17 protein-coding genes and 1 pseudogene are annotated in these 17,339 nt (G+C 49.7%); 10 read left to right on the top strand and 8 right to left on the bottom strand.

The features are described 5' to 3' along the window. The first annotated feature begins 82 nt into the window (after positions 1-82). The 5 genes from ACODNH_RS07150 (at position 83) to ACODNH_RS07130 (ending at position 6,806) form a co-directional block, all read left to right on the top strand. Positions 83-3,892 (top strand): NACHT domain-containing protein, encoded by a 3,810-nt coding sequence (locus ACODNH_RS07150; protein ID WP_434531186.1) that lies wholly within the window; start codon positions 83-85, stop codon positions 3,890-3,892. Positions 3,893-4,081: 189 nt separating this feature from the next. Next, on the top strand, positions 4,082-4,288 hold the full coding sequence (locus ACODNH_RS07145) for a hypothetical protein (RefSeq protein ID WP_434531185.1): 207 nt from the start codon (positions 4,082-4,084) through the stop codon (positions 4,286-4,288). 4 nt (positions 4,289-4,292) lie between these two features. Beyond that, positions 4,293-4,559, top strand: a complete 267-nt coding sequence (locus tag ACODNH_RS07140; protein ID WP_434531184.1) for a hypothetical protein — start codon at positions 4,293-4,295, stop codon at positions 4,557-4,559. Positions 4,560-4,735: 176 nt separating this feature from the next. Beyond that, complete coding sequence (locus ACODNH_RS07135; protein WP_434531183.1) at positions 4,736-5,575, top strand: transcription initiation factor IIB family protein; 840 nt, start codon at positions 4,736-4,738, stop codon at positions 5,573-5,575. After that, positions 5,565-6,806, top strand: a complete 1,242-nt coding sequence (locus ACODNH_RS07130) for an HNH endonuclease (RefSeq protein WP_434531182.1) — start codon at positions 5,565-5,567, stop codon at positions 6,804-6,806. The genes ACODNH_RS07135 and ACODNH_RS07130 overlap by 11 nt, the downstream gene beginning before the upstream one ends. Positions 6,807-7,036: 230 nt before the next feature. On the opposite strand, the pseudogene ACODNH_RS07125 reads toward ACODNH_RS07130, so the two are convergent. After that, positions 7,037-7,647: pseudogene (locus ACODNH_RS07125) on the bottom strand (tyrosine-type recombinase/integrase). A 177-nt stretch (positions 7,648-7,824) separates the two neighbouring features. On the opposite strand from ACODNH_RS07125, the gene ACODNH_RS07120 reads away from it, so the two are divergent. Then, positions 7,825-8,103, top strand: a complete 279-nt coding sequence (locus ACODNH_RS07120; RefSeq protein WP_434531181.1) for a hypothetical protein — start codon at positions 7,825-7,827, stop codon at positions 8,101-8,103. On the opposite strand, the gene ACODNH_RS07115 is transcribed toward ACODNH_RS07120, so the two are convergent. The 7 genes from ACODNH_RS07115 to ACODNH_RS07085 form a co-directional block, all read right to left on the bottom strand. Beyond that, the gene (locus tag ACODNH_RS07115; RefSeq protein ID WP_434531180.1) at positions 8,100-8,570 is read right to left on the bottom strand and encodes a restriction endonuclease; all 471 of its coding nucleotides are present in this window, start codon (positions 8,568-8,570) and stop codon (positions 8,100-8,102) included. The genes ACODNH_RS07120 and ACODNH_RS07115 overlap by 4 nt on opposite strands. Before the next feature lie 484 nt (positions 8,571-9,054). Beyond that, positions 9,055-10,557 (bottom strand): hypothetical protein, encoded by a 1,503-nt coding sequence (locus ACODNH_RS07110; RefSeq protein WP_434531179.1) that lies wholly within the window; start codon positions 10,555-10,557, stop codon positions 9,055-9,057. Then, entirely contained in the window at positions 10,554-11,087 is a 534-nt protein-coding gene (locus tag ACODNH_RS07105) for a hypothetical protein (protein ID WP_434531178.1), read from the bottom strand. The genes ACODNH_RS07110 and ACODNH_RS07105 overlap by 4 nt, the downstream gene beginning before the upstream one ends. A gap of 334 nt (positions 11,088-11,421) precedes the next feature. Then, positions 11,422-11,835 (bottom strand): hypothetical protein, encoded by a 414-nt coding sequence (locus tag ACODNH_RS07100; RefSeq protein ID WP_434531177.1) that lies wholly within the window; start codon positions 11,833-11,835, stop codon positions 11,422-11,424. A gap of 68 nt (positions 11,836-11,903) precedes the next feature. Beyond that, complete coding sequence (locus ACODNH_RS07095) at positions 11,904-12,479, bottom strand: homing endonuclease associated repeat-containing protein (protein ID WP_434531176.1); 576 nt, start codon at positions 12,477-12,479, stop codon at positions 11,904-11,906. Further along, positions 12,476-12,562 (bottom strand): DUF5797 family protein, encoded by an 87-nt coding sequence (locus ACODNH_RS07090; protein ID WP_434531433.1) that lies wholly within the window; start codon positions 12,560-12,562, stop codon positions 12,476-12,478. The genes ACODNH_RS07095 and ACODNH_RS07090 overlap by 4 nt, the downstream gene beginning before the upstream one ends. 484 nt (positions 12,563-13,046) lie before the next feature. After that, positions 13,047-13,322 (bottom strand): winged-helix domain-containing protein, encoded by a 276-nt coding sequence (locus tag ACODNH_RS07085; protein ID WP_434531175.1) that lies wholly within the window; start codon positions 13,320-13,322, stop codon positions 13,047-13,049. 158 nt (positions 13,323-13,480) lie between these two features. Between ACODNH_RS07085 and ACODNH_RS07080 the strand changes: the two genes are divergently transcribed. The 4 genes from ACODNH_RS07080 (at position 13,481) to ACODNH_RS07065 (ending at position 17,216) form a co-directional block, all read left to right on the top strand. Then, positions 13,481-13,870, top strand: coding sequence for a DUF7344 domain-containing protein (locus ACODNH_RS07080; RefSeq protein ID WP_434531174.1), 390 nt, complete (start codon positions 13,481-13,483; stop codon positions 13,868-13,870). 87 nt (positions 13,871-13,957) lie between these two features. Next, positions 13,958-15,076, top strand: a complete 1,119-nt coding sequence (locus ACODNH_RS07075; RefSeq protein WP_434531173.1) for a CRISPR-associated protein Cas4 — start codon at positions 13,958-13,960, stop codon at positions 15,074-15,076. Positions 15,077-15,690: 614 nt separating this feature from the next. Continuing rightward, complete coding sequence (locus ACODNH_RS07070; RefSeq protein ID WP_434531172.1) at positions 15,691-16,224, top strand: hypothetical protein; 534 nt, start codon at positions 15,691-15,693, stop codon at positions 16,222-16,224. Continuing rightward, on the top strand, positions 16,221-17,216 hold the full coding sequence (locus tag ACODNH_RS07065; protein ID WP_434531171.1) for a tyrosine-type recombinase/integrase: 996 nt from the start codon (positions 16,221-16,223) through the stop codon (positions 17,214-17,216). The genes ACODNH_RS07070 and ACODNH_RS07065 overlap by 4 nt, the downstream gene beginning before the upstream one ends. Positions 17,217-17,339: the final 123 nt, after the last annotated feature.

Raw genomic sequence — 17,339 nt, 5'->3', positions numbered from 1 at the left:
AAGTGTGATTGACTGACGGTCGGACTTTTTATACCCATTGAAGAGAAAAGGTTTGCCGACAATATCAATTCAGGTTACCTCCATGAGTATCTATGTAGACTTTAGCAATATTAGACCGGTTGAGGACTCGCGTAGGAAGGGGTTTGAAGAACTGTGTAGCCAGATAGCACATCAGTTCGGAGAGGTCTCCGATTCTTGGAAGTATACACGTCTTGATGATCCTGATGCAGGGATTGAATGTAAGTGGGAATCTCCCAAGGGAGAGGTCTGGGGATGGCAAGCCAAATATGTCGACAGCATTGACAGCAGTAGTCTGTCACAGATCGATGATTCAATTGAGAAGGCATTAGATACGTATAACGACCTAAGCCGGTACTTTGTATGCGTCCCTTGTGATCGACCGCATAGTCCAGACGACGACGGCAGAAGAAAGACCGCTCTGCAAAAGTGGAATGATCGAAAGGAAAAGTGGGAGCGATGGACTGATGAACGCGACATGGATGTTGAGTTCGTTTTCTGGGGTCAGTCACAACTCTACGAGTTTTTAAGCGAGGAAAAGCACAAAGGTCGGCTTTACTTCTGGTTTGATTCGGAACAACTCACAGAACCCAAGCTGAGTGAAGAACTGGAGGTGACGATCTCAAATGCTAATGACCGGTATAGTCCGGAGCTTCACGTGGATACCGGAAGCGCAGATATATTCGAGCCATTAGGTCGGACCCCCTGTTTTGTTGAAGATGTTGAGGAGCGTTTGGAAGAGCTGGATGATAAAGTAGGAGACTTGTTCACAGAAACTTCGATTGAGAGATTGAAAGAAGCTGATGAAGAGGCATTCCTTGACCTGCGTGACGCTATTGAGAAGATTCCCGTTCTGCTTGAAGATATTGAAGAGATCCAAAAGGAGATCCCAATTTCAGAGTTGCAGGATGTAAGTGAGACTGCTCATGATGCAATTTGGGATTTGGATTCTGCACTGCAAAAGTTGCAGGAGGAAAGCCAAGAAGGGAATGAAAATACTTCAGATGACTATACATCCTACTCTTTCCGCCAGCTTCGGAGTGAAGTCTATAATTTCAAGAATTTTGTCGAAACCAGTGATTTGGAGGTGGCAGAAACAGCAGGACTGAAGCTGCTCGGCGACGCCGGTATGGGGAAGACCCACCTGCTATGTAACGTAGCTAAAAGGCGAATGGAGAACGGTCACCCCACCGTTCTAATCTTAGGAGAGAATTTCACTAACAGGAGTATCTGGTCACAGATAATTGAACGCTTAGGGTTAGACTGTACTACTGAAGAATTTCTGGGTGCGTTAGATTCCTTTGGGGAGTCGCGCGGTGTCCGGTCCCTGCTAATGATTGACGCCCTGAATGAGAGTCCTGATCCACGGATTTGGAATAGTCGGCTTCCGGGCTTACTGAAAAAGCTTGAAAGCTATCCGCACATCGGGCTGTGCGTCAGCTGCCGGTTAGGGTATGAGAATCTAGTTATCCCCAGTAGCATTGGTGATGGCTTAGTGGAGTCCCGGCATTACGGATTTCACGAGGTCGAATATGAAGCGGTGCGGAAGTTCTTTGATGAACACAGCATTGAGCATTCCTCGATTCCTGTTCTCCAACGTGAGTTCCGAGTTCCTTTGTTCTTGAAGTTGTTCTGTGAGAATCTGGAAAACCAGGGGAAGAGCCGGGTATCCCATGGTCCAGAGGGTCTGAGTGAGATCTTTGAGGGCTATATTGACGGGGTCAATGAGCGGCTACGCTGGCAATTGGATTATGACCCCCGCGCTAACCTGGTCAAGCGATCCGTCGAAGCATTAGCTAGAGAAATGGCAGAGCGAGGAAAAGGGACAAAGCGTCTACCCAAAGAGGAGGCGAAAGAAATCGTCGACAATATCTTTTCTGGTACATCCTACTCTGAGAGCCTCTACGGGAATATTTTGAGTGAAGGTGTGATTTCGGAGGTCGTTAATCCGATTGGGGACGATATGAGTGAAGCAGTCAGATTTTCCTACGACAAATTTGCGGATCATATGCTGGCGCAGCAGTACTTAGAGCTATATGTGGACGGTGACTTTGAGCAGGCACTTGCAGAAGAGGAGGAGTTACAGAAGATCTTTGAGAGCCCTGAGCAGTATCCTGGCTTGATCCAGGCATTTGCAATTCATCTTCCTGAGCAGGAGGGCGTCGAAGTCTTCGCGTATATTGATTCAGAGGAGGTTCTAAACCCGTTTATCAAGAGCTTGGGGTGGAGACATCCTCAGTCACTAACGGATTCTGACGATGAGTTGAAAGAGAATATTGAAGAGTATCTATGGGAAGAGATGCATCTTTTAGAGGATTTGTATGAGTTATGGCGTGTTCTTATTACATTAGCCACCAGCCCGGACCACCCGATGAATGCAGAATATCTCTATCAAGTTCATATGGGTCAAAAAGTGGCTCAACGTGATTTCAACTGGTCTACGTTCCTTCACAAGGAGTGGAGAGATGACACTTCTGAGGTGTTCCGTTTGGTAAACTGGGGATTCTCCTTGGAGAACAACCCGGTTGAGTCACGCGAATCGAAGCGTCTGATCTCACTCACTCTTTCCCTGTTCCTCAGTTGCCCTAACCGGTTCGTCCGCGACCGTGCGACTAAAGCAATGGTCAATGTCGTAGGGTCCGACATTGACCTGTTTATTGAATTGATCGAACGCTTCCAAGGCGTAAGTGATCCGTACATCTTGGAGCGTGTTTATGCAGCTGCGTATGGTGCCGTCCTCCGTAACAAGGACCACGATGCAGTAGGTGAAATTGCCAATACGGTATTTGAGGTACAATTCTCTGAGAACGACCCTATTCCGCATCTGCTGGCAAGGGACTATGCACGAGGAATAATTGAATTAGCGGATTACCGGATCGGTGATTTCGAGGTGGACATGGAGAAGGTGAGACCGCCTTACGATAGTTCGTTTTCTATTGAGGTGCCTTCACCGGAGGAGTTGCAGGAGCAAGTTCAGACCTGTCTTAAGGAGTCTGAAACGGATGTAAATGCGCGGTTCTGGTGGGGGTTAGTGGGATCTGATTTTGAGGGTAGAGGATCGAGTGATTTTGCCCGGTATATCGTTGGTAGTAATCATAGTGCTGGCAAGGTCCATGGGTTTGACTTTCCTTGTGATAAGGCTCTTCGCTGGATAACTAAACGAGTATTTGACCTCGGTTGGACCCCTGACAACTTTGGACAATTCGATGACCGCGTCAACAGAGGCTTCCATGGGAGAATGGGGAATAGGAAGCCTGAGAAATTCAGTAAAAAGTACCGGTGGATCGCGTACCATGAGTTAGTTGCCTGGGTTACGGATAACTGTGGTTTCTCTGATTCTCGAAAAGGAACTCCGTACAACGGTCCTTGGACATATTTCCGGAGGGATATCGACCCATCTGTTCTGGATCCTGTTTCCGAACCGGAGCGATCTCTAGACAACGTTGTTGATTTTGACTGCCGTGTTGATGAGGTGGCACTTGATGAGTGGATCTCAAATCACGAGGATTTCCCGGAACTAACAGATCTACTTGAAGTTTCTGTGGATAGTGGGCAGTGGCTGTCATTAAATGGTACGTATAAGTGGAGAGCGGATGAGAGTCCTGAATCAAGTATAACGCGGGAAACTGTTGTTTGGGTTGAATCTGTTTTCGTTAACGAAGATGACGAGGAGCCTCTTTTGGATTGGATTAGAAGTGATTGGATTGAGAGTGGTGAGATTGAGAGTAACTTGGTGTCTCTCGGTCAGGTGACCCAGGTTCTTAGAGGAGAATATCCGTGGCATCCCGTAGTCGAAGATCGGTGGGAAGAGAGTGGTGACGCAATTAGAGGTGCTCCGGTTGATACGGAGAACACCACGCTGGACCTGATTTGAGAGGCGGAATATGATTGCAGTATTCAGGGCAAATACGGGATGTTTGCCCCGTCTCCGTATCTCTGTGAATTACTGGATTTAGAATGGATCATAGATACGAGAGAATTTACGCAGGATACGGAAGCTCCAATTCGGGTAGCCGATATCTCTGAATCAGAGGGTTTGATGGGGAGAGTAGATTCCTTATCGATGCTTGCCGCAGAGAATGGCATTCGCGGTGAGTTAGAGAATGAAGGGTTATCGCTTGTCTGGATTGTGAAGGGTGAAAAGAGAGTGTTAACCGGAGATCCCGCAGGCAACCAGCTCGGTAAGAGTCAAATCCGGGCAGCATATTCACTTAACGCTGACGGGGAGTTCGTTGGAGAAGCAACAAGCGACTTCCATAGCTGGGATTGATCTAATGACCGCTACACTCACCGAACCGACTGTGCTCGCTGCCGCGAAGGATACACTCTATCCGACTCTCCATGATAGCGCAAATCATTACGCTGTCACGGAAACGCAGTTCACACAGGCAACGTGGGGCGGGTGGACAATCCCAGAAGAACTCCGGAACCGCCTCGCACCATACAACACGATCCGTCTCGCAGAAGGAGAGCCCGATCTGCTCGGCGTGACTGAGTGTGGTAGTTTTGGCGCGACTGCGCTCACCTCGGTTCGGTCTTGAAACGAGAGTGCGCGTTGAGGGGGCGACCTGCTGGGAAGCAACTCGTTCTCTCGTTGCAGCTCCCAGTCTTGTTGAGACGGCCAGATAGTCCCCGAATACGCCTCTTTGCAGCGAAGGTTACATGAACCAGAGCTGTTATTTGGAGATTGATGCAGGCTCGGTATTCTGAACGCTCGGTGTTGTTCTATATTGGGACCGAGATCGAGCGGATGGGTGAGGCGCTCGACGCTGCAGAGGACACAATGATTGACGGGATTCGGTTGGGCGGTGATGTCCTCCGGTCTGGGTATGATTATGATTCGATTGATAGTGTCGTCGGTGCGTGTTTTCATCTCGCGTGTACTCGGCAGGACGAACCGATTTCGCTCCCGGACGTCGCCGAACAGGCTCGGAAATCACAAAAGAACATCCAGCATCTGAGCGCGAAGTTGATGGCTGAACTGGAGATTCAGCCAACACCGGTTGAGCCGGATACGTACCTTGATGACGGCATCGAGGAGTTCGGGTTCACCGAGGAGCAAACGGCGGAATGTTTCGAGTTGCTTGAACGCGGGAAAGACCGCAATCTCCACAGTGGGCGCGCACCGACGACTGTCGCCGGGGCGATCCTGTATGCCGTCGTTAAGAAACACGAGCTTGACGTCCGTCAACACGAGATCTCCGACTTCGTGAATAAGACCAATATGTCGATTCGGAAGAACTACAAATCGTTCCTGAAGTTGGCTGACAACGTCCCGGTGGACGTGCTTCCACCCCAGACGGTTGACGAGGCGATTACGACGCTGCAGACAACGTTCTCCGAGCACCCGGCCATGTATGCTGACGATGCACGCGCGCTCTCGACCGGGGCGGATGTTGGAGCCAGCGCTAGTGCTGCAGGGATTGTCGGTGGCGCGTATCTTAGTGTGGCCCAAGCGCACGGCGAAGAATTAACTGCTGGCGATCTGAGCTCGGAACTCGGTGTCGGGAGTCAGACGATCAGTAAATACAACAGGATGTTCACCGATGACGATTGAAGAACAGCAGGTGCAGGGGCAGCGGTGTCAGGAGTGGCGCGTGGCGTACCGGGATGGGAAAACTCCGTACGAACTGTCGGTCGAAGAGGAGCTGTCGCGTCGAGTGGTTCACGATCATCTGACTGGGCAGTGTTCACACGGTGGCGAGGAACCGCCGATTTCACGCGGTCGGACCCACGGCGTGTCTACCGCCGAGTGTCGTGATCTCAGATATCGGTATGCTGCGGGAGAGGCTATCGAAGCGCTCCAAGCTTCGACTGGTCGTCGCTGGCAGACGCTCGTCCGACACCTTACTGGGGCGTGTTCTCACGAGACCACTGTGGAAGCGCCGACAGTGGAAAAGGAGGATATTCTTAGGCGGGATCGAGTGACGGCTGATGAGTGTGCGCAATTCCGTCGTGGGATTCGAGATGCTGAGAGCGTGTTGGCTTACGCTGATACAGTCGAGCACGAGTATCAGGTTGTACTCGCGCACGTCAACGGAGAGTGTACACACGAGGTCGATGTGCCGCCGCGAGAACCGACTGATCGGAGTCAGGACATCTCGACGACGGAGTGCCAGACTATCCGGGAAACGTATCGCGCTAGTCCGGACACCGAAGTCGCCGATATTGCTGAAGAGTATGACTGCTCACCGAGGACCATCGAGCGCCACGTAACGTTCCGTTGTTCGCACCCGCCTGTGGACGCGTTGGTCACCGATGTCGAGGCAGTTCAGGATATTCTAGAGTCTGGTGTGGAAGAAGACGATGGGCTAAGTAAACTGAGTTCTGCGGAGATTGTCCGGCTAGAGAGTGCTGAGAACGCTGACCGGCAGGAACCCGCCCGGGACTTGGCGACTCCTGACCCGGAGCGCGTCGAAACGACGAGGAGCCGGGTGATCCGTAACACCGACCTTGCACACGATATGAAGCGGATGTACGACCACACGTGCCAGATCTGCGGTGCCTCCCGCCGAGGTCCCGACGGAGATCCGTATGCCGAAGCACATCATATCCGGCCGCTCGGTCGCCCGCATGATGGGCCCGACGAACCCGAGAATATCCTCGTCCTCTGTCCGAACCATCACGCTGATTTCGATTACGGCCGGCTCACCGTCGATCCAGAGACGTACCGTGTGACGCACACCTATGAGGACGCCGTCGACGGAACCCAGTTAGACATCACAGATCCCCACGAACTCAGCGACGACCATCTTACGTATCACAATAGAGTCATCGCTGGCGAGTAAATCCTGTTCCTCTCAGAGGGTTTTCTATAAATACACAGTACAGGATTACTCTCTAAGATAAGCGACTCGACCGATTACATCTGTATCTGTTTTCGTAACAGAGGGGTGATCGGTGGACGGCGATGGTGTAGTTACAATACGACTGGAGTTGCGTTTCATCAGCGTGCGCTCGTGACTCGCTGATGTCGTGAGGTGTCTTCGTTGATGCGGGGTGGGCTCGTAACGATCACTCACACCTTCAGCAGGTGGTCGTAGACTCTCTCGGTAGTCTGAATATTTCGGTGACGAAGTCGATTGCGGACGTCGTACAGCGTGTTTCCGTCTTCGTCGTTCATCATTCGATAAGCAACGCCGTGCCGTAGTGCATGAGGTGTGACGTCGCTTGGGTCGCCTCTACTCCCATCGAGTTTGTAGGGCCGAATTGCTGCCTCCTCAGCGATCTTGTGAAGTATATTCCGCACGCCTTGTTCGCTGATGCGCTCTGAAGATCGTGATGGGAAGAGGGCTGGCGTGTCTTTCCATCGGTTGGTGAGATACGCTGAGAGCAGTCTTGTCGTGTCGTCGGCGAGTTCGAGGGTCACTGGTGGTGGAGAGCTTTGGTTAGGTTATCCTTCTGCGTGGCAAGGTAGAGTTCTGAGTTGTTGCTCCGCAGGAGTTCGATATCGGTTTGAACAAGTTCAATTACCCGGTGCCCAGTGTCGTACATCGTCGTCACAAGGGCTTCGTTGCGTTGTTAGAGGTATTCTGCACCAGTTGCGTAACATGCCGAGCGGAGTGATTCGACTTGGTCTGGTGTCTCCCAGACTTTGGCCCGAACTTGGGAATTTGCGTACTCACTCAATCTGACAAACCCTCTTTATAAGCAACACTGGCCTACTGCCACTTGAACTTTGGAGTCCACAGATAGACTCCAAAGTTCATTAGAGGAAGAGTCGTACCCAGTCATATTTGTCGATATTACGCAGAAGACGTGAGTTGTATGGGGACTACGAGACAGGTGCCGAATAGGAGCCAAAGAATGTCTGAGGACGAGGGTGAAAAGGAGATCGTACGGTCTGCAAGAATCACTCGACACCGTGACGGAACGCCGGTTGGGACGGGCATTCATCTCACCGCCACCGATCTTCTTCAATTGGGGATTGATCCGGTTGACACAGACGTCGTGGATATTAGAATCCAAGATGGATCTCTTCACATGATTCCGGATGATGGTAAACCAGTGATTATCGAGCGAGGAGCGCCTGACGCAAAGAAAGAAGAATGGCAGGAAGCGAAAGCAGTCTACGATTCAGGTTAAGAGGGGTCGTCAAGTAGACTATTCACTTTGTCGCGGAGGCTTGTATCGTACTTTTCTGTGACTTCGAAGAGATTATTCTGTACGACCATTTCGTAGAGGTCCATGAGCTCTACAAGCTCAACATCCATATCTGAGTGGTTCCGGTAAATTTTCTCTTCTTCTTGAGTCCGATTGCTTCCTTGACCGTTTGTAACCAAGATCGCTTTTGTCGCGTTTACTCTGACTGCGACTCCAACGATCTCCCGAAGATGAATGGGTGCGATACCTGACTTATCCTCGACCTGCTGCTTTACTGACACCACTTGGCGCTTCTCATTTTTATACAACTTGACGTCCATCCCACCATCCTTCTTACTCTGCGTTACCCGGGCGTCCCACCCCAACTCATCATAGATGTGGCCCACCACCTGTTCGAACTGTCGATCAGTGATCTCTTCAGACCACTCTCGAAACTCGTCTGGCTTCATCGTGCTTGGTGCCACTTTACCACTTAGGAAATACACAGTTGGATCAGTTAAAACCCTACTTCCCCAGAAGTGCGTCATTCCCTGCTATCAACTATTACTGCGTGAATCTTCTGAGACAGATACACGAGACTGACGACACATTCAGGCTATAGGCCCAAGTGAAGTAATAGTATGAGAAGGCTTGAACCGCATCAGAACCATGGGATGCTCAACAGAATATAGAATTATCTATACAATTCAGTGACCGGTAGGATTGTACGTCACAACTCTCAACTAACAACTCATGAAATTCAGCGGGAACATTCTTATCGAGTATGCTGATACCCAGGTCCAAACGCACTGGCTAGAGCGAGCCGGATCAAAATTGATTCTCGATATCGACGACGACTCCACTTGAGATTCGGAGCGACCCCTGGACTGTCAATTGTGATTGGGCCACAGTATATGAAGTTGTGACAATTTCAGCAGAAAAATCCGAGAGAGGTCAGTACCCCTCAGAGAGGAGGGATGGTTCACGAAAATACTCTGCCAAGTCTTCCTCTACTTCACCGCGAGAGTCTTTGAAATTCCGTATCCGTTCCTCAACGACGTCGGTGGTTATGACGTGTAGTCGAGGGCGCTCCCCGTACTCTTCATTGTACTCTTTCTGAACCTTTCCAAGGCCATCCTCGACTTGTTGTCCAACTTCCCGCGTGATTCCGCTGACACTCGTTTGTTTGAACGCATCGGTCACGAAGAACGGGTAGAACACTTTCTGGAAGTCGCCACCGATGAGCTGCAACTCGTTCCGTATGTTGGCTGTCAGAGCCATTTCGAGTAGCATCGCTAGCGCATCAACATACCAGATTACAAGATTCTCGTTCGGGTTGTAGAACTCGTCCATCTTGTCGAAAAACTCGATATCCTTCTTTCCGTCAATCTCGTTCACAATAAAGACGTGCGAGATATGCTCTACGCTTAAATTTCTTCTCGCACGGCTCAAATACTTGGTATGCTTGCCATCTGTTTCCTCACTACCGAAATCAGCATCATCCCCGGACTTTGCATCAACGACGCCTCCCACAGTCGCGTACTTGTCGTCAGGATCTGGAGCGATATCTGTAATTTTGAATACCAGATCAGGAAGCTCATCACCGCGATCATCTTCACCACCAGCGTCTGGATACGTAGGCGTCAGAGTGGAGAGCGCCGCATGTCCAACTTCTTCAAGCCGGGTGCCTGAGCTCTGAGGGAGTTCTTTGTTTGCTCGAAGAAGCCGCATGTGATTGAGTTCTGTCAGCATATATCGCGGGTTCGAATGGATCCGCCCAACAACCTTGTGTGAGTCTTTGGCTAAATCCTGAGCAATGTCCTCCTCAAGTGCCTGAATCTGTTCCATGGCCTCAACCGGGTCTTCGAGATACTCGGAATCGCCCCCCAACATTGACAGGGGTAAGGTGTAGACCAAGCTACCAGTCGTGAACAACGACTGCATTTCGAGGTATGAATCAACCTCCGAATCGGGAACGAGAAGCAGCGTAGGCTGGTCCTCTCGTAGCGCATATATGTAGACACTTGTCGCTTCCCGCTTAGGATTCCGTCCGCCAATTACTGAGACTCGGAGCCCATCTTCTGTTACCCCATGTACCGAACTTGGCAGGCTTTGAGGCTCAATATGGTCCAAATCACGGTCTATCGCCGTGACAACTCTCTGCATCACGGGTTCCCATTGCAGGTCGAAGAACCTCCATTCTTCAAACGGGACTATTTCCTCGTGTGTTTCGCCATACTGACCAGTGCAACGCGTTCTGAAAACCCGCTCCGACTCATCCTTTTTTTTACTCCGTAATTGCCCTCTGCACTCAGGACAACGTTGAGGAGATTTCAACTTAGCATCCACTAACCCGGTCCCAATAAGCGAAGAAGGAAGTGTCTCTTCTAATATTTCTCCCTCTCGAAGCCGCAAATCAATCGCCTCAGCTACGTCATCTAAAGAGGTCCCGTTCATACAACATCTTCCTCATCGAAGAAGTATCTCAGAGCGAGTTGCGCATCGTCGGATAGCCGAGCGTTATCCGTCGGACGGTAATCTCCACTCCGAACTGCTACGTTGCGGTTGTCGATGGAGAGAACTAGAGCGGCATTTTTGTCATCAGCGGTAGCGAGAAGATCAAGGAAACTATCGCGCATCTGATCAACTCTATCGAAAATGGCCTCTAGTCCTTCACGACCGACTAACGAGAATTCTTCTGCGGCCACCGAGGGGTCGTCAATTACCTGAGAGCCGTCATACTCGATGGTCTCCAAGCACTGTATGACAGATTCCTGTTTGTCCGGTGGAAGTGAATCAGCGTCGCGGACCCGTTCTTTCGCCCGGTCGGCATGATTCCGTATCAGTTTCCGAGTCTGTTCAATCGGATCATCTGATCTTTGGATTACGTCGGAAGCATCCTCCTCCAACTCTCCCGCTGCCTCGACCTGCTTTGTGGTGAGTTTGCCCACGAGATCATCTACCTCAAAAGCCTGACTGAAGAGCACGTTCAGAATCTGCTTCCAACCTTGCTTCCCATCTGTTAGGACTATCGTGGTGTCTTCCCCTCTTGCATCGATGTAGACACGGCTCGACTTGACGGCGCGGTATGTTCTCGTAGTGACTTCTGGCTCGGCAGGCTTTTCACTGTCGTCATCTTCCCGAAATTGAAAAACACGAACCTTGCGTGGTTGAATACCACGCTCGGCTGTAATATGGAGTACGACACTGTCAGTTCCTGATTCCTCAATTTGGACTCGTACTGCCTTGTTCTGGTCGTCAGAGTTCCACTGCTGGTGGAATCCCGTAACAGTGTCTTCTATCCCCTCTAATGGAAGGTTCTCATCGAAGGTGTAGGTTTTCGTTGAAGATACCTTTCTGATTCTTAGACCCGACCACTATGTGGTCAACCTCACTTGAAAGGTCCTCTTGAAGAACCTGAAGAGCAAGTTGGTACTTGGAGTCTGGTGCTTCTTCCTCAAAGTTCACTTCATACTCTTCGGCAAGAAATCGGATTGTGGTATCGATGCTGACGTTCTCGTCATCAAATCTATCATAAATTGCCAGCCATTCGCGCGTCTCTTCTGCATACTTGGAGGAGAGTGCACGTTGGAGTCCCTCAATTTGGTAATCCGACTTGGCTGAATCTCCAGATTCAAACAGACTCAGGGCATCATATAGTGTTTGTTTCCGTCGTTGCTGTAGTCTCGAAAAAACTTTTTCGTCGTAATCCGCCGCTACACCAGATGCTGTCATATGGCTTAACACCCAAGCGTTAATACTTGTATTTTACTTGCACACTGAATGTTGCTCAGATGATTTTACTAATCCGGCTTAGCCACTAAACGCATATCCTCCAGCAACTGCTCCTCTTTGTCAATACCTGCAGCATCCAGCGCATCATCCCACGACCCGAACGCCTCCTGATAATCATGGGCAGAAAAGGCACCGGACTCATTCATATCCGCTGGATACGGAATCCCCTCAACTTCCTCATCAACCCACTGCAGTTCCTCAATCAGCTCTGCTTCCGAAGGACCACTCGGTTCAGACTCCGACTCTTCATCCCCAGATTCTGCGTCTTCCTGCTCTTTCTTCGCTTCTGTTACTTCTGTGTAGTCTTCCTTCGTCACGTAGTCCGGAACAATGCCTGCCTCTTGGCAAGCCTTAAACAAGCCTCCGAACTCATCACGAAACCGGTCAGCAGAGTAGTTAGAATTGGCCTCAATTTCATCCTCGTCCGGTAGATGGCCGAGGCTCTGCGCTACCGAAACCAGATCCATCAACAGGTTTCGGTTGCGGATGTTCTCTGACACATCCTCGGAACTGTCTGACTCTTCTGTCACGTACTGGTTCAGACCACTATTTTTACGGACAAAATCTTTCGCCTCTTTTGTCACGCGGATGTAACTGTTATCCCCCTGTAATAGAACGGGTTTAGTTCCGATTCCAGATACTGCTGAACCTCACTTCCCGAAGCCATGTCTCACTGGTTCTTCAGTTTAGAGTTGCTAGTGGGCTCAAGCCGGACGAGATCTAACAGTCGATCATACGCCTCATCAGAGACCTCACTAAGCTTCTCTTCGATGTTGGCTTTCAAATCAGCTCCAAATCGGAACCGTCCTGCATCCTCATCATAACTCATCGAGTCTTGATTATTCGAGGGCGGCATACTATCTCGTTACCTTTCGTTTCAAGGCGAGGTGTATCGTGTTTTGTGGTAAGCAATGGGAGGGCTGACCGACTGACTTCTTTGGCGGATAGCGAGAAGATCGTCCTGTTTACGGCCCACTCAGAAGAAGGTCAATTTATATATTCATCTGGCAACACAAGAATGCCTAATATCAACACCTACGCCAACTGCCTCGACAGTAGAGTGAAATAAGGAAGCGTAGTAATAATCGCAGTACCGATGATTAAGCAATCCCGGTTAATTCTCTCCACTTTAGTAAAATACAGGGGTCCATTCACACGTTTTCCGACCCGCCGCTCTGTGTTATTTCAGTTGCGTCGACCTCTCCGGTCAAAAATCGATAACCGAGATTGGTAAGACGGTAATTTGAGGCATCTACCCGTTGTAAAAGACCTGCATCCTCCAGTTTACGACATCGCCGGGAAATGTATTCTCCAGTATAGTCGATGTTAGCCGCAATGACCGAAGGCGACGCTACAATGTCTTTCTCCTGTAGAAACTCAAGAATACGCTCATCCGCCTGTGTCATCCACTCTATCCGAGGCCTCATCTACTCCCTACTACAGAAAAACGAAACCTAAGGACAGGTGGAAACCTACCTATGGACATAGTATACCATATTTATAGACATAGATTTTTGTGGTTGAAGATAGAACAGTCAACTATTGACATGCCTGACTCACAAGAAGGGCCCACAATCAGCCAATCATGCCAGACATCTCCAAGCTAGACGATTTCATCTCTTCATTATATCATGCCCTTCGCGCAGCACGCCGAAGGTATGCTATCCAATTTTTGAAAGAAGCTGATAACCAGAGGCTCACGACACGAGAGTTGGCACGTAAAATAGCCGCTGTTGAATTGGGCGTTCCCGAGCGGCAGGCTACTGGTGAACCATATCGAAATGCCTACAATGCTCTCTCGCAGACCCATCTACCCACACTTTCGGATGCGGGGATTATCATCTATGACTCCCAGAGACAGGTTATCAGACCAGCTGTCAATTTCGATCTCGCAGCATTGCTGATTGATACGAACACTCCTACCGTCCATGTATTTTCAGCACTCATTGAACAGTCTAATGAGAGCAAAGAGTAGAGTAATCGCAATCGCTCATAGAGCAAACCGATAGACATCCTCAGCAGAAATAGTAGTGGCCGAAGGGAACGGCCACCAGTAACAGCCATGGAAACAGAACAGCAGCCAGCCTCCGATTCAGAAACGCAGATAGAAAGATTACGTGATGTCTTATCACCAGACCGATTCCGCGAGTGGTATGACGAACGTCAGTACAGGGAGAACATCGAGAACGGAACACCGTATTTCAATGGACCGGCATCCATTCCTAAGCCCGAGCGACATAGTCCGAGCAGGCTACTCAAGTGCCATCGGAAGGTGTTCTACCAGCAGTGCAACGCCCCCGAGGAAAGGTCTGATCCTGAGGGAATCTTCTGGTTCGGGACGAGGTTCGAAGAGGATATCGCCTTCCCGTTTCTTGAGCGTGCGGTTACAGACTCAGAAACCTACGTCCAGAACTCTGTCTGGGTAGATTTCCGAGTAGAAATCAAAGGAGCCGAGTTACAAATCAAAGGCGAAACAGACCCAATTATCGTTGATGTAGATGCTATTCCAGTCCTCCCGACAGAAATTAAGACCAAATCTTCTGTAGAGAACACGACCAAGCCGAACCGGGCCCACCTCGCTCAGATACACGCGTACATGGTCGGACTCTCAGAAAAGTACGACATCGATCTGACTAATGGAGTCATCATGTATGCGAGTAGGGAGACAATGGACGTCAAGATATTTCACATTGAGTTCGATCCAGAATTCTGGGAAGACATAGTCCTCGAGTGGGCAGCTGAACACACCCACTACCGTCTCTCTGACGAACTCCCTCCCGACGAGCCTGAAAGTGACTGGGAGTGTGAGTTCTGCGCTTATCATGAACGGTGTGGACAGGGGCATAGACACCCCTCTAATTGTGGACCCACTGGACTTTTGACGCGGTACTCAGGGTATCCATATGAAAAGCTGGTTAATTATCTTGAATCCCATGCAGATGCGAGATTAACACCATCAATTGCCTTTGAGCACGAAGACTTGGCGGACGAATACGGCGTCTACGACTGGGAGTGCACTCGATGCGATAGAACATACACTTGGGATTCGGTAGAATGGAACGGAGATGTGACACATCCCCCGCAGTGTCCGACATGCTTTGAAACCGATTCCATAGGCTTGCTTCGTGGACCGGAACCAGACGATCAACTACGTTCAGGAGACTACAATGTCTCAAGATAGTTGGCTACACCTCGATGATCTCAGAGAGAGCTGGTTATTCTTGATTACTGGCCGGATCGAGCACTCCGAGATACACCGAGATTCACGGAACTCCGACAAAAAAATCGAGTACTGGGAACTCGGAGTCGGAAATCCGGAATCATTGGTGAGGACGACAGCAGCAAGTCTATCAGGGAAGCAATTTCACTCGCAATGCGATCTTCTTGATGATCTTCTCGGTGAATTGCGAGACCACCGTTATGAAGATACACTCCTTATTACTACTGATCAAGCCACTTTACAGCGTCTTCGGACTTGTTTGATGACAACCGACATCGAAATACCTTCGCTTCGTGGACTTACCCACGTCGATGTTGAGTCTCAGTTACAGTCTCAGTTCGGGCAATCTCTTGGAGACTATGGACTTACTGAGGAGGAGTTTCAGGGTCCACGAATAACTGACGATAATCAACAGCGTATCGTGCCTACAGGAACAGTCAAGCGAGTCTGGGAAGTTTGGCGAAAAGCCTATCGGTTGATTCCTGCGGGTTCGCTTGAGGGGGTACCGCTATGATTCTCGCTAGTAGTCACCTCACACTCACTGCTTTCGGTGGAACGGGTATCGGTGAGCCCCAATGACAGATGAAGATCCAACATTCATTCGTCGAAAATTCACGATCACTGAGGTTCTTGACCTCACGTTGCAGCAGATGGCTGCACGGCATTACCAAGGGAACGTGAGTCTCTGCTTACGTGCTGCAATTGAGAGCCATCGCCAAATCCTCGAAGGAGAAGGACAATTTGCACTCCAGCAGGTACAGCGAAAGTTGGAGAATGTGGAGCATACCGTTCAAGAGATGCAATCTAAGCTTGATGAGATTCCTGTAGAGACAGCTGAAGAAAAACAAAACGTGGACTCTCAACCGATTTTGTGTGGCATCCAACTGACAGATGAGATGTCCTCCATAGTTGAGATTTTAGAGAATGCTCATTGCCCACTACGTCTGGGAGATATACTTGAACAAACAGAACTGACCCCAGCACACCTTCAGCCAAACTTGTCTCGATTAGTCGACAGAGGGTTAGTGGTCATTACAAGAGACGGACGACAGCGATTCGGGCTTGCTGGCCGGAGTAACAGTTCTCGGAATAGGGAGGGAGAGCGGTGACATCAGACCAAGACATTAGCAATATCCAGGTACCAGACGGGCATGCCAGAGAATACTTACAGCACGCAACGGGGCTAAAGTTGGCAGCAAGTACCAAAGATACCTACGAGTCTCAACTCCGTGGCTATGTTCTGTTTCTTCACGATAGCGGGACATCAGTCATGGATGCAACGTTCAATAATGTCTTAGAGTTCGTAGAAGAGTGCGTTCGGACAGGGAATCGCCAATCGACGATTGAGGGGAAAGTATCGGTTGTTTCAGAAATGTACCGATACATTCGACTCAGAACGGAAGTCGGAGATGAACTTTCACTGGAGCCATTGCGATTGACTGAGATTGATGTGAGTCGCTACCGGACACCGGAACCAATCAAACGAGAAGCATTGTCCCGAGAAGAGTTGAGACAATTGTTTGATGCCTTTGATTCTTATCGGAATCGGCTCATTGCCGTGGTCGCAGTTGAGACTGGTCTTCGAAATTCGGATCTCCGTGAGCTCCGAATAGCCGACATTGACTTTGACAACTTGGAAATCCACATACCCAACCCGAAGGGGTCAAAACCATACGATGTCCCGATGAGTGATGATTTAGCATACGAACTAAACTTCTGGCTAAAACATCACAGGAGGGGATACGCGAACTCGGGGGAAAGCCCGTATCTGTTTCCGAGTCAGCATGGTGTGAGGCTTGAAACGAACAGTAGTCTGAATAGAATTATCCGTGATGCAGCTGACCAAGCTGGGTTACAGGAAGTCATTGGGGAGTCACAGGTTAGAACAAAAAGAGAAGAGGTAGATACACGACAGTGGTACCGTGTAACGCCGCATGTGCTCCGCCATTCGTTCATCACACTCCTTGCAGATGCCGGCGTTGATATTTCTTATCGGCAGTTGGTCGCTAATCATACGAGTCTAGATACAACTCGGGGCTACACTCACCGAAGGGACGACAAATTTGCACCAATCCGGCAAAAATTCACACCACCCCGATAGCTCAGAAGAGAACGCCTTCTACGGATTAAATAAGCTTCAGTCCCTCAGATCTGAAATTCAGCGGATTTGCATTATTTGGACATTCCATATCAAGGTATAAAAAGTGGTATAGATTAGCTAAGC

The organism is Haloarcula sp. NS06, assembly GCF_051122755.1.
Lineage (GTDB): Archaea > Halobacteriota > Halobacteria > Halobacteriales > Haloarculaceae > Haloarcula.
The sequence above is the reverse complement of the archived record's forward strand: the minus strand, read 5'-3'. Positions and strand labels throughout refer to the sequence as shown.

What these genes read in the sequence shown, in the direction of transcription:
- ACODNH_RS07075 (WP_434531173.1), top strand. Translation starts at nt 13,958, where the DNA reads ATGGAAACAGAACAGCAGCCAGCCTCCGATTCAGAAACGCAGATAGAA.
- ACODNH_RS07130 (WP_434531182.1), top strand. Translation starts at nt 5,565, where the DNA reads ATGACGATTGAAGAACAGCAGGTGCAGGGGCAGCGGTGTCAGGAGTGG.
- ACODNH_RS07145 (WP_434531185.1), top strand. Translation starts at nt 4,082, where the DNA reads ATGCTTGCCGCAGAGAATGGCATTCGCGGTGAGTTAGAGAATGAAGGG.
- ACODNH_RS07110 (WP_434531179.1), bottom strand. Translation starts at nt 10,557, where the DNA reads ATGAACGGGACCTCTTTAGATGACGTAGCTGAGGCGATTGATTTGCGG.
- ACODNH_RS07070 (WP_434531172.1), top strand. Translation starts at nt 15,691, where the DNA reads ATGACAGATGAAGATCCAACATTCATTCGTCGAAAATTCACGATCACT.
- ACODNH_RS07150 (WP_434531186.1), top strand. Translation starts at nt 83, where the DNA reads ATGAGTATCTATGTAGACTTTAGCAATATTAGACCGGTTGAGGACTCG.
- ACODNH_RS07080 (WP_434531174.1), top strand. Translation starts at nt 13,481, where the DNA reads ATGCCAGACATCTCCAAGCTAGACGATTTCATCTCTTCATTATATCAT.
- ACODNH_RS07100 (WP_434531177.1), bottom strand. Translation starts at nt 11,835, where the DNA reads ATGACAGCATCTGGTGTAGCGGCGGATTACGACGAAAAAGTTTTTTCG.
- ACODNH_RS07090 (WP_434531433.1), bottom strand. Translation starts at nt 12,562, where the DNA reads ATGGCTTCGGGAAGTGAGGTTCAGCAGTATCTGGAATCGGAACTAAAC.
- ACODNH_RS07140 (WP_434531184.1), top strand. Translation starts at nt 4,293, where the DNA reads ATGACCGCTACACTCACCGAACCGACTGTGCTCGCTGCCGCGAAGGAT.
- ACODNH_RS07085 (WP_434531175.1), bottom strand. Translation starts at nt 13,322, where the DNA reads ATGAGGCCTCGGATAGAGTGGATGACACAGGCGGATGAGCGTATTCTT.
- ACODNH_RS07120 (WP_434531181.1), top strand. Translation starts at nt 7,825, where the DNA reads ATGTCTGAGGACGAGGGTGAAAAGGAGATCGTACGGTCTGCAAGAATC.
- ACODNH_RS07115 (WP_434531180.1), bottom strand. Translation starts at nt 8,570, where the DNA reads ATGAAGCCAGACGAGTTTCGAGAGTGGTCTGAAGAGATCACTGATCGA.